Below are 13,146 nucleotides of genomic sequence, written 5' to 3' on the forward strand. Positions count from 1 at the left end.
GCGTCTGGTGGTGCTGGTCTCCGGATCGGGGAGCAACCTGCAGGCGCTCCTGGACGCCTGCGGCGACCCCGCGTACGGCGCCCAGGTGCTGGCGGTCGGAGCCGACCGGCACGGGACGTACGGCGTGGAGCGCGCCGAGGCGGCGGGGGTCGCGACGTTCGTCGAGCGTGTCTCGGACCACCCGGACCGGGCGGCGTGGGACTCCGCGCTGACCGCGGCCGTCGCTGCGTACGAGCCGGACCTGGTGATCTCGGCCGGGTTCCTCAAGCTGGTCGGTCCGACCTTCCTGGAGGAGTTCACCGACCGCTACGTCAACACGCACAACTCGCTGCTGCCGAGCTTCGCCGGGATCCACGGTCCCCGTGACGCGCTCGAGTACGGCGTGAAGGTCGCCGGCGCGACGCTGTTCTTCGTCGACGCCGGCGTCGACACGGGTCCGATCGTCGCGCAGGTGGCCGTCGAGGTCGCCGACGACGACACCGAGGAGACCCTGACCGAACGCATCAAGCAGGCCGAGCGTCGACAGCTCGTCGACGTCGTCGGCGCGATGGTCGGGCGCGGCTGGACCATCGACGGAAGAAAGGTCACGATCGGATGAGCGAGGATCGTCGCCCCCTGAAGCGGGCCCTGATCTCGGTGTACGACAAGACGGGCCTCGCCGACCTGGCGACGGCGCTGTCCGACGCGGGGGTCGAGCTCGTCTCGACCGGGTCGACCGCGGCCCGGATCGCGGAGGCCGGGGTCGCCGTGACGAAGGTCGAGGAGCTCACGGGGTTCCCCGAGACGCTCGACGGTCGGGTGAAGACGCTGCACCCCCGGGTCCACGCCGGGATCCTGGCGGACCAGCGGCTCGACAGCCATCGGCAGCAGCTCGCCGACCTCGGGATCGAGGCGTTCGACCTGGTCGTCGTCAATCTGTACCCCTTCCGCGAGACGGTGGCCTCCGGCGCGGCCCCGGACGACGTCGTGGAGCAGATCGACATCGGCGGGCCGTCGATGGTCCGCGCCGCCGCGAAGAACCACGCCTCGGTCGCCGTCGTGGTCAGTCCGACCCGGTACGAGGCGCTGATCGACGTCGCGCGCAGCGGCGGGTTCACCCTCGAGCAGCGCAAGCGGCTCGCCGCCGAGGCGTTCGCGCACACCGCGACGTACGACATCGCGGTCGCCAGCTGGTTCGAGAGCGTGCACGCACCGCAGCCCGCGCAGCAGTTCCCGGCGTGGGTCGGCGGGGACTGGGCGCTCTCGACGGTGCTGCGGTACGGCGAGAACCCGCACCAGGCGGCTGCGCTCTACCACGGCTCCCGCCCCGGGATCGCGTCCGCGCGCCAGCTGCACGGCAAGGAGATGTCGTACAACAACTACGTCGACGCCGACGCGGCCCGTCGTGCCGCTGCGGACTTCGACCGGCCCGCGGTCGCGGTGATCAAGCACGCAAACCCGTGCGGCATCGCGGTCGCCGACGACATCGCGGTCGCGCACGCGAAGGCGCACGCCACCGACCCGGTCTCGGCGTTCGGCGGCGTGATCGCGGCGAACCGTACGGTCACGGCCGCGATGGCCGACCAGGTCGCCGAGGTGTTCACCGAGGTGATCGTCGCGCCGGAGTACGAGCCGCGCGCCGTGGAGATCCTCACCCGCAAGAAGAACATCCGTGTGCTGATCTGCGACGCCGACCCGCACGGCGGCGGGATCGAGATGCGTCCGGTCTCCGGCGGGCTGCTGGTCCAGCGCACCGACCACGTCGACGCCGACGGGGACGACCCCGCTTCCTGGACGCTGGTGTCGGGCGAGCCGGCCGACGAGCGCACGCTCGCCGATCTCGCGTTCGCGTGGACGGCGTGCCGCTCGGTGAAGTCGAACGCGATCCTGCTGGCGAACGACGAGGCCGCGGTCGGCGTCGGGATGGGTCAGGTCAACCGGGTCGACTCCTGCCGCCTGGCCGTCGAGCGAGCGGGCGCCGAGCGGGCCGCGGGTGCGGTGGCCGCGTCGGACGCGTTCTTCCCGTTTCCCGACGGTCTCCAGGTGCTGATCGACGCCGGCGTCCGCGCCGTCGTCCAGCCCGGGGGATCGGTACGAGACGAGGCCGTGATCGAGGCGGCCGAGGCCGCGGGCATCACGATGTACACGACCGGGACCCGGCACTTCTTCCACTGAGCCGCGGGGCCGCCCCGCGGGGCGGCCTCACCCTCGGTCCCGGTCCGAGATATCTTGATATCGACAGAACTTCACGCAGTCGAAGGGCGATCCGTGAGCGACTCCACCATCATCTACACCTACACCGACGAGGCTCCGGCTCTGGCGACGCACTCGTTCCTGCCGGTGATCCGCGCCTACGCCGCGACCGCCGGGATCGACGTCGCGACCGCCGACATCTCGCTGGCCGGTCGCATCCTGGCGCAGTTCGACGACGTGCTGCCCGCCGAGCAGCAGGTCCCCGACGCCCTCGGCGAGCTCGGCGAGCTCGTGGAGCGGCCCGAGGCCAACGTCATCAAGCTGCCGAACATCTCGGCCTCGATCCCGCAGCTCAAGGCCGCGATCGCCGAGCTGCAGCAGCAGGGCTTCGCGATCCCGGACTACCCCGACGACGCGAGCACCGACGAGGCGAAGGACGTCCGCGCCCGCTACGACAAGGTCAAGGGCAGCGCGGTCAACCCGGTGCTGCGCCAAGGCAACTCCGACCGCCGTGCGCCCGCGTCGGTGAAGGGGTACGCCCGCAAGTACCCGCACCGCATGGGCGCCTGGAGCTCCGACTCCAAGACCGAGGTCGCGACGATGGGCGTCGACGACTTCCGCTCCAACGAGAAGTCGGCCGTGATCGCAGCGGACGACACGCTGAAGATCGAGCACGTCGCCGCCGACGGCACCACCACGGTGCTCAAGGAGTCGGTGCCGGTCGTCGCCGACGAGGTCGTCGACGCCACGGTGATGCGCACGGCCGCGCTCGACGCGTTCCTCGCCGACCAGGTGGCGCGCGCGCAGGACCTGGGCGTGCTGTTCTCGCTGCACCTCAAGGCCACGATGATGAAGGTCTCCGACCCGATCATCTTCGGCCGCGCGGTCCGGGCGTTCTTCCCGCAGACCTTCGCGACGTACGGCGAGACGCTGGCCGCCGCCGGTCTGACTCCGGACGACGGCCTGGGCGGGATCCTCGCCGGTCTCGCGAAGCTCCCCGACGGCGACGCCATCAAGGCGTCGTTCGAGGCCGAGATCGCGTCCGGCCCGGAGCTCGCGATGGTCGACTCCGACCGTGGCATCACCAACCTGCACGTCCCCAGCGACGTCATCGTCGACGCCTCGATGCCGGCCATGATCCGCACCTCGGGCCACATGTGGGGCCCGGACGGCGAGGAGGCCGACACCCTCGCGGTGATCCCGGACTCCAGCTACGCCGGCGTCTACCAGGCCGTGATCGACGACTGCAAGGCCCACGGCGCGTACGACCCGTCGACCATGGGCTCGGTCCCGAACGTCGGTCTCATGGCGAAGAAGGCCGAGGAGTACGGCAGCCACGACAAGACGTTCCAGATCCAGTCCGACGGCGTGGTCCGCGTCGTCACGTCGGCCGGCGACGAGGTATTCTCCCACGAGGTCGCCGCCGGTGACATCTGGCGGATGTGCCAGACGAAGGACGTTGCGATCCGCGACTGGGTCAAGCTCGCCGTCACCCGCGCCCGCGCGACCGGCGACCCCGCGGTGTTCTGGCTGGACGAGACCCGCGCCCACGACGCGAACCTGATCGCGAAGGTCCGGGCGTACCTCGGCGAGCACGACACCGACGGCCTCACGATCGAGATCCTGGCGCCGGTCGATGCCACCGCGTACTCCCTGGAGCGGATCCGTCGCGGCGAGGACACCATCTCGGTGACCGGCAACGTGCTGCGCGACTACCTCACCGACCTGTTCCCGATCCTCGAGCTCGGGACCAGCGCGAAGATGCTGTCGGTGGTGCCGCTGATCAACGGCGGCGGGCTGTTCGAGACCGGTGCCGGCGGCTCGGCCCCGAAGCACGTGCAGCAGATGGTCAAGGAGGACTACCTGCGCTGGGACAGCCTCGGCGAGTTCCTCGCCCTGGCGGTCAGCCTCGAGCAGTACGGAGAGGCGACCGGCAACGCCCGGGCGAAGGTCCTCGCGGCTGCGCTCGACCGGGCCAACGGCACGTTCCTCGACGAGGACAAGTCGCCGACGCGTCGCCTCGGCGGGATCGACAACCGCGGCAGCCACTTCTACCTGTCGCTGTTCTGGGCCGAGGAGCTGGCGGCGCAGACCGACGACGCGGAGCTCGCCGCGGCCTTCGCCCCGCTCGCGGCGACGCTGCGCGAGCAGGAGCAGACGATCGTCGACGAGCTGGTCGCGGTCCAGGGCAAGCCGGTGGACCTCGGCGGCTACTACCGCGTCGACGTCGCCAAGGCCGATGCCGCGATGCGCCCGTCGGCCACCTGGAACGCCGCACTGCAGTCCCTCGGCGGCTGAGCAACCGCGTCCCGGGCGGCCCCGCTCCGTGGACGCTGTCCTACCGCTCGCGGTCGCGTTCCGCCGACGGTAGGACAGCGTCCAGCCGCGCCCGTACGCAGGGCCACCGTAGACGCTGCCTTGCCGCCCGAGCCCGGGGCCGGGGGGGTCAGGCGGTCGCGAGCGGGAGCACCTGGGCGCCCGGGAGTGCGGCGAGCACGCGGCCGGGCAGCACGAGCTTGGAGCGGCGCAGCCCGGACCCGATGATCGCCTGGTCCAGCTGCGCGACCCGCTCGTCGATCAGCAGCGGCCACGCGCCGGGCAGCCCGACCGGCGTGATCCCCCCGTACTCCATCGCCGTGTGCTCCGTGGCCCACTCCCGCGGCGCGAACGAGCACTTGCGCACGTCGAGCCGCTTGCGTACGACGCCGTTGACGTCGAGCCGCGCGTCCGCGGGGATCACACACCCGGCCGTACGCTCCTCGCCGGCGCGCTTGCCGAGCACGACGATGCAGTTCGCGGACACCTCCAGCGGCAGGTCGTACGCGTCGGTGAGCGCCGCGGTGTCGGCGAGGTCCGGGTCGATCTCGCAGACCAGGACCGTGGCGGCGTCGTCCGCCGACAGACCGGCGAGCGCACCCGCGACGGGCGGCGCGAGCAGGTCCGGGCGTTCGGCGGCCGGGACGAGGTCGAGGGTTCCGAGGCTGGCAGACATGGGCGCATCCTCGCATGCGAGACTGGCGACCGTGACTGCGCAGATCCTCGACGGGAAGGCGGCTGCCGCCGCGATCAAGTCCGAGCTGGCCGAGCGGGTCGCCGCGCTGAAGGAGCGCGGCGTGACGCCGGGCCTCGGCACCGTGCTGGTCGGTGAGGACCCGGGCAGCCAGATCTACGTCAACGGCAAGCACCGCGACTGCGCACAGGTGGGGATCGAGTCGATCCGGGTCGACCTGCCGGCGACGGCGACGCAGGCCGAGGTCCTCGACCACCTCGCCGAGCTGAATGCCGACCCCGCCTGCACCGGCTACATCGTCCAGCTCCCGCTGCCGAAGTCGATCGACGAGAACGCCGTGATCGGCGCGATCGACCCGACCAAGGACGCGGACGGCCTCCAACCGACGAACCTCGGCTGGCTCGTGCTCGGCCGGCCGGCTCCGCTGCCGTGCACGCCGCGCGGGATCGTCGAGCTGCTGCGCCGCAACGACGTCGAGATCGCGGGCGCGAACGTCGTGGTCGTCGGTCGCGGCGTCACCGTGGGCCGCCCCCTCGGCCTGCTGCTGACCCGCCGTACGGAGAACGCCACCGTCACGCTGTGCCACACCGGCACCCGTGACCTGGCCGCGGAGGTCAGCCGCGCGGACATCGTCGTCGCCGCGGCCGGGGTGCCGTCGATCATCACCGCCGACATGGTCAAGCCCGGCGCCGCGCTGCTCGACGTCGGCGTCAGCCGCGACGCGGACGGCAAGATCGCCGGCGACCTCGCCCCGGACGTCATGGACGTGGCGGGGTGGGTCTCCCCGAACCCCGGTGGTGTCGGGCCGATGACGCGCGCGATGCTGCTGCAGAACGTCGTCGAGGCCGCGGAGCGGGCAGCCGCCGACGCATGAGAGCCGAGGGGCAGCTCAAGGAACGCGGTAGCCAGGTCTTCGTCGCCCTGGTCGCCGTCCTCGGCGTCGGCATGGTGATGGTCGGCGTGGGGGCGTGGCGGTTCGGCATCGCGGCGATCGGCGCGTCGCTGGTGTTCGGCGCGGTCGTACGAGCGGTGCTGCCCGATCCGGCCGCCGGGCTGCTGCGGGTGCGGGGTCGTGTGTTCGACACCGTGTGGATGGCGCTGCTCGGGACCGCGCTGGTCACCCTGGCGATCATCGTGCCGCCGGGGCTGTTCGCCTGACGGAGCACACGCAGGCACCTCACCCGGCCGTACGGCGCGTCGCCGCCCGGACGGCCTCACGAGGGGTGAGTTGGCGCTAGGCTCCGGACATGATTCGGATGCTCTGGAACATCGGCATCTCCCTGATCGGCGCTGCGATCGGGATCTTGATCGCCGGGTCGCTGTTGGACGACATGACGGTGTCGGCCGGGGGCTTCGTCGTCGCCGTGGTGATCTTCGCGATCGCTCAGGCGATCCTGTCGCCGTTCATTCTCAAGGTCGCGGTGAAGAACGCGAACGCGTTCGTCGGTGGCGTCGGCATCATCTCGACGCTCGCGGCGCTGATCGTCGCGTCGCTCCTGTCCGACGGGATCGAGATCAGCGGAGCGGGGACCTGGATCCTGGCCGCGCTGATCGTCTGGCTCGTCGCGGCGCTCGCGACGCTGGTGGTGCCGTTCCTGCTGGTCAAGGCCGGCGTCCAGTCCCTGCGCGACGACGACTGACCCGACCGCTGGTCGAGGCGGGCTCAGCCAATCCGCTGGTCGAGGCGGGCGAGGAACGAGCCCGATCGAGACCCCTGGTCTCGATCACTCGCTTCGCTCGCGCCTCGACCAGCGGTAGGGTCTCGCTTCGCTCGCGCCTCGACCAGCGGTAGGGTCTCGCTTCGCTCGCGCCTCGACCAGCGGTAGGGTCTCGCTCCGCTCGCGCCTCGACCAGCGGTAGGGATGCCTCGACCAGCGGCGGGTGCGTCAGATCAGGCCGAGCTTGGTGACGGCGTCGCGCTCCTCGGCGAGCTCGGCGACGCTGGCGTCGATCTTGGTGCGCGAGAAGTCGTCGATCTCCAGACCCTGGACGATCTCCCAGTCGCCGCCCTTGGTGGTCACCGGGAACGACGAGATCAGGCCCTCGGGGACCCCGTAGGAGCCGTCCGACGAGACCGCCATCGATACCCAGTCGCCTTCGGGCGAGCCGAGCAGCCAGTCCCGGGCGGCGTCGATCGTCGCCGACGCGGCGGAGGCCGCCGACGACGCGCCGCGCGCCTCGATGATCGCCGCGCCGCGCTTGGCGACGGTCGGGATGAAGTCGTTCTCGATCCAGGCCTGGTCGTCGACGACTTCGGCGGCGTTGCGGCCGGCGATCTCGGCGTGGAAGACGTCCGGGTACTGGGTCGCGGAGTGGTTGCCCCAGATCGTCATCTTGGAGATGTCGGTGACCTTCGCGCCGGTCTTCGCGGCGAGCTGCGACAGCGCGCGGTTGTGATCAAGGCGGGTCAGCGCGGAGAAGCGCTCGGCCGGGATGTCGGGCGCGTTGGTCTTCGCGATCAGCGCGTTGGTGTTGGCCGGGTTGCCGGTGACGCCGATCCGGATGTCGTCGGCCGCGTTGTCGTTGAGCGCCTTGCCCTGCGCGGTGAAGATCGCGCCGTTGGCCTCGAGCAGGTCGCCGCGCTCCATGCCCTTCGTACGGGGGCGCGCGCCGACGAGGAGCGCGAGGTTGGCGCCGTCGAAGATGTGATTCGGGTCGTCGCCGATCTCGACCGAGTCGAGCAGGCCGAACGCGCAGTCGTCGAGCTCCATCACGACACCCTCGAGCGCCTTCAGCGCGGGGGTGATCTCGAGCAGCCGCAGCTGGACGGGCGTGTCCGGGCCGAGCAGATCGCCGGCGGCGATCCGGAAGAGCAGGCTGTAGCCGATCTGACCGGCGGCGCCGGTGACGGCCACCTTCACGGGTGTTGCGCTCACGACATCTCCTCAGAAGGACGGGGCGTACGCGTGGTACACGGTGTCGCCGACGCTAGCAACACCGCCCGTCCTGCAGAGTCGCGGGTCACACCGCGAGCGTGCCCGCTACTCAGCCTCGACGTCGCCGGTGACCTCGACGCCTTCGCGATCGACGCCGGTCACCAGCGCGTACGTCAGGCCGGCGATCGCTCCGCCGACGAGTGGTGCGAGCAGGAACAACCAGACCTGCGACAACGCGTCGGAGCCGGCGAACCACGCGACGCCGAGGGAGCGGGCCGGGTTCACCGAGGTGTTCGTGACCGGGATCGAGATGAGGTGGATGAGGGTGAGCGCGAGACCGATCGCGACACCCGCGAATCCGATCGGCGCCCGGGCGTCGGTCGCGCCGAGGATCACGTACAGGAACATCGCGGTCAGCACGACCTCGATCACGGCGCAGGCGAGCAGCGAGTAGCCGCCGGGGGAGAGGTCGTCGTACCCGTTGGTGGCGAAGCCCGACTCGGATGCCGAGAATCCCGGGATGCCGTTGGCGACGACGAGCAGGACGGCGCCGCCGATCGTGGCGCCGATGATCTGCACGATCCAGTAGGGGACGACGTCCTTCCAGGGGAACCGCTTGCCGAGCGCGAGCCCGAACGTCACTGCTGGGTTGAAGTGCCCGCCGGAGACCGCGCCGAGCGCGTAGATCCCGGTCAGGACCGTGAGGCCGAACGCGATCGAGACGCCGAGGTGCCCGACGCCGAGGTTGACCGCTTCGTTGTCGGGTGCGAGGAAGTACGCGCCCAGGACGGCTGTGCCGCAGCCGCCGAAGACCAGCCAGAAGCTGCCGAGCATCTCCGCGCCCAGGCGGGCGCTCATCTTCGGTGTCATCGTTCCCCCCGGTTCGTGATGGGTCACCACCGACGATCTTGTCCGCATTCGAGGGGATTCGCGCGGTGACACGCGGGTGAGTGAGGTCACCCCGCTCGGCCGGGAATTGTCGTGCAGCCAAACTTATTGTGGTTCTGGTGACCGATTCGCAGCTTCGCCACCGGACCGTACGCCTGCCTCGCATCCTGCGGGAGCGGCGCGACGACCGTCCCGCCCACCTCACTCTCGCCCTGCTCGCGCTGGCGCTGGGCGGCTTCGCCATCGGCACGACCGAGTACGTGACGATGGGCCTGCTGCCGCAGATCGCCGACGCGGCCGGTGTCTCGATCCCGAGTGCGGGGCACCTGATCTCCGCGTACGCGGTCGGCGTCGTCGTCGGCGCCCCCGTGATCGTGTCGCTGACCGCGCGGCTGCCGAAGCACGCGCTCGCGATCGGCCTGATCGCCGCCGTCGCGTTCGGGAACCTGCTCACCGCGATCGCCCCCACGTACGAGACGCTGGTGCTGGCCCGGTTCGTCGCCGGCCTCCCGCACGGCGCGTACTTCGGCGTCGCGTCCCTGATCGCCGCGTCGATGGTCGCGCCGGAGCGACGCGGACGCGCGGTCGCGTCGGTGATGATGGGGCTGTCCGCAGCCAACCTCGCCGGTGTCCCGGCGAGCACCTGGCTCGGGCAGGCGATGGGCTGGCGCTCGGCGTACTGGGTCGTCGTCGCGCTCGCCGTCGTGACGATCGGGATGATCGGCGCGTTCGTGCCGCAGCACCAGCGCGACACGTCGGCGACCGTACGGCGCGAGCTGCGCGCCCTGCGCAAGCCGCAGGTGCTGCTGACCGCGGGCGTGGGTGCGGTCGGGTTCGGCGGCCTGTTCGCCGTCTACAGCTACATCGCGCCGATCACCACGGACGTGACCGGCCTCGCCGAGGCGTACGTTCCGGTGGCGCTGCTCGCGTTCGGGCTCGGGTCGATCGCCGGGACTGCGATCGGCGGGCGGCTCGCTGACCACGCGCTGTTCGCGTGGCTGGTCGCGATGCTGACGACGATGGCGGTGCTGCTGGCGATCTTCTCGTGGACCGCGCAGCACGGCGCGCTGATGTTCGCCGGGGTCTTCCTGCTGTCGACGGCTGCGTCGGCGCTCGGTCTGCTGCTCCAGATGCGGCTGATGCAGGTCGCCGGGAGCGCGAAGATGCTCGGCGCCGCGCTGAACCACTCCGCTCTCAACGCCGCGAACGCGCTCGGGGCCGCACTCGGTGGTGCGGCGATCGCGGCCGGGTTCGGGTACCTCTCGACCGCGTGGGTCGGCGTGCTGCTCAGCCTGGCCGGCCTGGGGATCCTCGTCGCCTCCGCGGTGCTCTACCGCAGCGAGCGCCTGTCGCTGTCCCTCGCGTACTGACCCGCCCGACCGCGATGTGGGCAATCCGGGGAAGAATGACGGTGCTGATCTCTCCTCGGATCGCCCGAATCCTGGGCGGAGCCGAGGCGAACGCACGTTGACAGCGTTGATCCAGTCGAGAAGACTGGCGCGCCCCGGACGCGGGCAGCCACTGCCAGCGCCGCCGAAGGAGGCGCGTGAACCAAGAGCGAGTGGTCAAACCGATTCCTGCCGTCACGCTGCTCGATACCGAGGTTGACACGCAGCCGCTCGAGGGGAGCCGACGGCAGGTCCAGGCCTCAGGCATCGGAGGCATTCCCGCACGTGGGGTCGATGCGGTAACGGTGCTGATCACCGTGCGATCGGCGACGACCGACGGTGACGGCATCGTGGTCGGACCCCAGGACGATCAGATCACCGTTTCGCAGTACGGCGTGGGCCGCTTGCCGGCGCCGCAATCCGTGACCGTCCCGTTGGACGCGGACGGCCGATTTCAGGTGGGAAACTCGATCGGTTCGACCCACGCCAGGATTGACGCGCTCGCCTTTCATGCCTCTGAGGGGACCGCCGAGATCGATCGTGGACGGATTGTTCTCCTCCAGAATCCTGTCGCCTTTCCCGGCATGGCTCTCGAAGCCAACGCCTCCGGCGAGCTGATCGTCACGAGGAGGTTTGGGATACCGGCGGGGACGCTCGCTGTTCTCGGACGTGTCAGCGTGGATTCGGCAGGAGATGGAGTCGTGTACTTCGGGAGAGGTGGCGATGCAGCGCCACGGACGCCCACGGAGCCGGGGGCGATCGCGTACCGGGCAAGCAGCTCGTCGGAGGCGTCCTCCTCGATCATGCGGTTGAACAGTTCGGGGCATCTGGCGATCGACCTGGTCGGGAGCGAGCAAGCGCGCGTCGTCGTCACGGTGACGGGGTACGTGTCGGGTGACGGAACTGGCGCGGGGATCCTCACGTCGACGCCGCAGACACGGTCGATCTGCGTGGACGTGGGTGACCGGGAGACCAGATCATTGAGCTTGCGCGAGTCCCTTGGCGTGAACGAGATCGGGGGAGCAGAGATCGCGGTGTGGGCCTCCGATGCGACCGGTGATGCCACGGGCTGGGTCGACGTGTACCCGACGGGGGCACCGCCTATCGGTGAGCGGGGGGTCGTTGCCTTGGGTTTGCATGAGGATCCGTTGTCGGGTGTCTCGGCCGTGACCTGGATTCCGATTGCGGCGTCGGGCGACGAGGTCACCATCAGGAATCGATCCGGTTCCGACCAGATCAGCGTGTGTCTTCGTCCGACGATCGTGTTGGGCCGATCTGTCAGTGAACCGCGCCCACTGGCGGCGGAGGATGCCAAGCCCCTGGCACTCCCGACGCCGGATCCGGGCTCGGTGCCGCAGTGGTGGAACACAGGAAGAAGCACCATGGACAGTCCGAAGCTCGTGCATCGGTCGGTCGTCGACGACGCCTACGTGGAGGGCTACCTGTGGTGGGCCTACCTCGGCACGGGCACGGCAGATGCCGACGCGAAGGAGGCCTTGTTGCTCGGCGTCGCCGACCGCGTGCGGTTCTTCCGCAGCGGTGCGTACTGCCCGGTTGCCGGCTCCAACCGCCGGCTGAGCGTCGCGCTCGAGCTGTGGTCGGGTGAGCCGCCCGACTCGCCCGACCTCGCCGGGTGGGAGCGGGCGTCGGCGGATGTCACGTCCGACGGTGTCGACGTCGAGGTCCGCACCTCGCTCGACCACTGCCTGCTCACCTCGCACCCGGCACCAGAACCGGGCGCGTACCGGCTCGAGGTGATCCATCGCGTGGTGCCCGAGGAAGAAGGCAGCTTCTTCACCCAAGCCCACGCGCTCGTGCGCTACTGGCCCGTCGACGCGCCCGAGTCCTGACCCGACCGCGATTCGTCGACTTCCGGTCGGATCCGTGCCTGCGATTGGCGCCGGAACTCGACGAATCGTGGTCGGAAGGGTCAGGGGAAGACGACCGTACGGGCGCCGTTGAGCAGCACGCGCTGCTCGGCGTGCAGGCCGACCGCGCGCGAGAGCACCCGCGTCTCGACGTCGCGCCCCGCCTGGACGAGCGCGCTCGGGCCCATCTGGTGCCCGACCCGCGTCACGTCCTGCTCGATGATCGGCCCCTCGTCGAGGTCCGCGGTCACGTAGTGCGCGGTCGCGCCGATCAGCTTCACGCCGCGGTCGTGCGCCTGGTGGTACGGGCGGGCGCCCTTGAAGCTCGGCAGGAAGCTGTGGTGGATGTTGATCGCGCGGCCCTCGAGCGCACGGCACGCGTCGTCGGACAGGATCTGCATGTAGCGCGCGAGCACGACGAGGTCGACGTCGAGCTCGTCGACGAGCCGGAGCATCTCAGCCTCCGCGTCCGCCTTCGTCTCCTTGGTCACGGGCACGTGGTGGAACGGCACGTCGTACGAGGCGGCCATGCGCTCCAGCACCGTGTGGTTGGAGACGACGGCGGCGATCTCGATGTTGAGGGCACCGATGCTCTGCCGGAACAGCAGGTCGTTCAGGCAGTGACCCTCCTTCGAGACCAGCACGAGCGTGCGGCACGGGGCCTCCGCGACCACGAGGCTCCAGGTCATCGCGTGCTGCTCCGCGACCGGCGCGAACGCGGCCCGCAGCCGCTCGGTGTCGTACGCCTCGCCGCTGGTCGGCTCGACGTGCACCCGCAGGAAGAAGCGACCGCCGTCGGCGTCGGTGAACTGCTGTGCGTCCAGGATGTTGCCGCCCTGCTCGACCACCCAGGACGAGATCGCGTGGACCAGCCCCGGGCGGTCGGGGCAGGTCAGGGTCAGGACGTACGTCGGCACCTCGGACATGACCGACAGGGTACGGCG

12 protein-coding genes are annotated in these 13,146 nt (G+C 70.5%); 8 read left to right on the forward strand and 4 right to left on the reverse strand.

What is annotated here, in order from left to right:
• The first annotated feature begins 10 nt into the window (after positions 1-10).
• From purN to CLV56_RS13340, 3 genes are all read left to right on the forward strand, one after another.
• Positions 11-598 (forward strand): phosphoribosylglycinamide formyltransferase, encoded by a 588-nt coding sequence (gene purN, locus CLV56_RS13330; protein WP_245857910.1) that lies wholly within the window; start codon positions 11-13, stop codon positions 596-598.
• Positions 595-2,154: a bifunctional phosphoribosylaminoimidazolecarboxamide formyltransferase/IMP cyclohydrolase gene (purH, locus tag CLV56_RS13335; RefSeq protein WP_039364287.1), complete on the forward strand. Its 1,560-nt coding sequence runs from the start codon at positions 595-597 to the stop codon at positions 2,152-2,154. Before purN ends, purH begins: the two co-directional genes overlap by 4 nt.
• Before the next feature lie 93 nt (positions 2,155-2,247).
• Positions 2,248-4,470: an NADP-dependent isocitrate dehydrogenase gene (locus CLV56_RS13340; protein ID WP_039364290.1), complete on the forward strand. Its 2,223-nt coding sequence runs from the start codon at positions 2,248-2,250 to the stop codon at positions 4,468-4,470.
• A gap of 148 nt (positions 4,471-4,618) precedes the next feature.
• Here CLV56_RS13340 and CLV56_RS13345 read toward each other — a convergent pair whose 3' ends face one another.
• Complete coding sequence (locus CLV56_RS13345; RefSeq protein ID WP_039364293.1) at positions 4,619-5,164, reverse strand: YbaK/EbsC family protein; 546 nt, start codon at positions 5,162-5,164, stop codon at positions 4,619-4,621.
• A gap of 31 nt (positions 5,165-5,195) precedes the next feature.
• On the opposite strand from CLV56_RS13345, the gene CLV56_RS13350 reads away from it, so the two are divergent.
• The 3 genes from CLV56_RS13350 (at position 5,196) to CLV56_RS13360 (ending at position 6,822) form a co-directional block, all read left to right on the forward strand.
• The gene (locus CLV56_RS13350) at positions 5,196-6,056 is read left to right on the forward strand and encodes a bifunctional methylenetetrahydrofolate dehydrogenase/methenyltetrahydrofolate cyclohydrolase (protein WP_039364349.1); all 861 of its coding nucleotides are present in this window, start codon (positions 5,196-5,198) and stop codon (positions 6,054-6,056) included.
• Positions 6,053-6,340, forward strand: coding sequence for a DUF3017 domain-containing protein (locus tag CLV56_RS13355; protein WP_100414951.1), 288 nt, complete (start codon positions 6,053-6,055; stop codon positions 6,338-6,340). The genes CLV56_RS13350 and CLV56_RS13355 overlap by 4 nt, the downstream gene beginning before the upstream one ends.
• Positions 6,341-6,429: 89 nt before the next feature.
• Entirely contained in the window at positions 6,430-6,822 is a 393-nt protein-coding gene (locus CLV56_RS13360) for a phage holin family protein (protein ID WP_039364296.1), read from the forward strand.
• Between the two features lie 246 nt (positions 6,823-7,068).
• On the opposite strand, the gene CLV56_RS13365 is transcribed toward CLV56_RS13360, so the two are convergent.
• Complete coding sequence (locus CLV56_RS13365; protein ID WP_039364299.1) at positions 7,069-8,058, reverse strand: malate dehydrogenase; 990 nt, start codon at positions 8,056-8,058, stop codon at positions 7,069-7,071.
• Between the two features lie 105 nt (positions 8,059-8,163).
• The gene (aqpZ, locus tag CLV56_RS13370; RefSeq protein ID WP_245857817.1) at positions 8,164-8,916 is read right to left on the reverse strand and encodes an aquaporin Z; all 753 of its coding nucleotides are present in this window, start codon (positions 8,914-8,916) and stop codon (positions 8,164-8,166) included.
• A 149-nt stretch (positions 8,917-9,065) separates the two neighbouring features.
• Here aqpZ and CLV56_RS13375 point away from each other — a divergent pair, with 149 nt between their 5' ends.
• Positions 9,066-10,316 carry an MFS transporter gene (locus CLV56_RS13375; protein WP_245857819.1) on the forward strand — a complete coding sequence of 417 codons (1,251 nt, stop codon included), beginning with the start codon at positions 9,066-9,068 and terminating at the stop codon, positions 10,314-10,316.
• A gap of 176 nt (positions 10,317-10,492) precedes the next feature.
• A complete protein-coding gene (locus tag CLV56_RS13380; RefSeq protein WP_157805161.1) occupies positions 10,493-12,184 on the forward strand; it encodes a hypothetical protein in 1,692 nt (563 codons plus the stop codon).
• Between the two features lie 80 nt (positions 12,185-12,264).
• Here CLV56_RS13380 and purU read toward each other — a convergent pair whose 3' ends face one another.
• Positions 12,265-13,128, reverse strand: a complete 864-nt coding sequence (gene purU / locus CLV56_RS13385) for a formyltetrahydrofolate deformylase (protein WP_039352597.1) — start codon at positions 13,126-13,128, stop codon at positions 12,265-12,267.
• Between the last annotated feature and the right edge of the window lie 18 nt (positions 13,129-13,146).

The organism is Mumia flava, from assembly GCF_002797495.1.
Lineage (GTDB): Bacteria > Actinomycetota > Actinomycetes > Propionibacteriales > Nocardioidaceae > Mumia > Mumia flava.

Excerpts from the sequence above, each read along its gene's own strand:
- purH (WP_039364287.1), top strand. The coding sequence starts at position 595 with ATGAGCGAGGATCGTCGCCCCCTGAAGCGGGCCCTGATCTCGGTGTAC.
- CLV56_RS13345 (WP_039364293.1), bottom strand. The coding sequence starts at position 5,164 with ATGTCTGCCAGCCTCGGAACCCTCGACCTCGTCCCGGCCGCCGAACGC.
- CLV56_RS13355 (WP_100414951.1), top strand. The coding sequence starts at position 6,053 with ATGAGAGCCGAGGGGCAGCTCAAGGAACGCGGTAGCCAGGTCTTCGTC.
- CLV56_RS13360 (WP_039364296.1), top strand. The coding sequence starts at position 6,430 with ATGATTCGGATGCTCTGGAACATCGGCATCTCCCTGATCGGCGCTGCG.
- aqpZ (WP_245857817.1), bottom strand. The coding sequence starts at position 8,916 with ATGAGCGCCCGCCTGGGCGCGGAGATGCTCGGCAGCTTCTGGCTGGTC.
- purU (WP_039352597.1), bottom strand. The coding sequence starts at position 13,128 with ATGTCCGAGGTGCCGACGTACGTCCTGACCCTGACCTGCCCCGACCGC.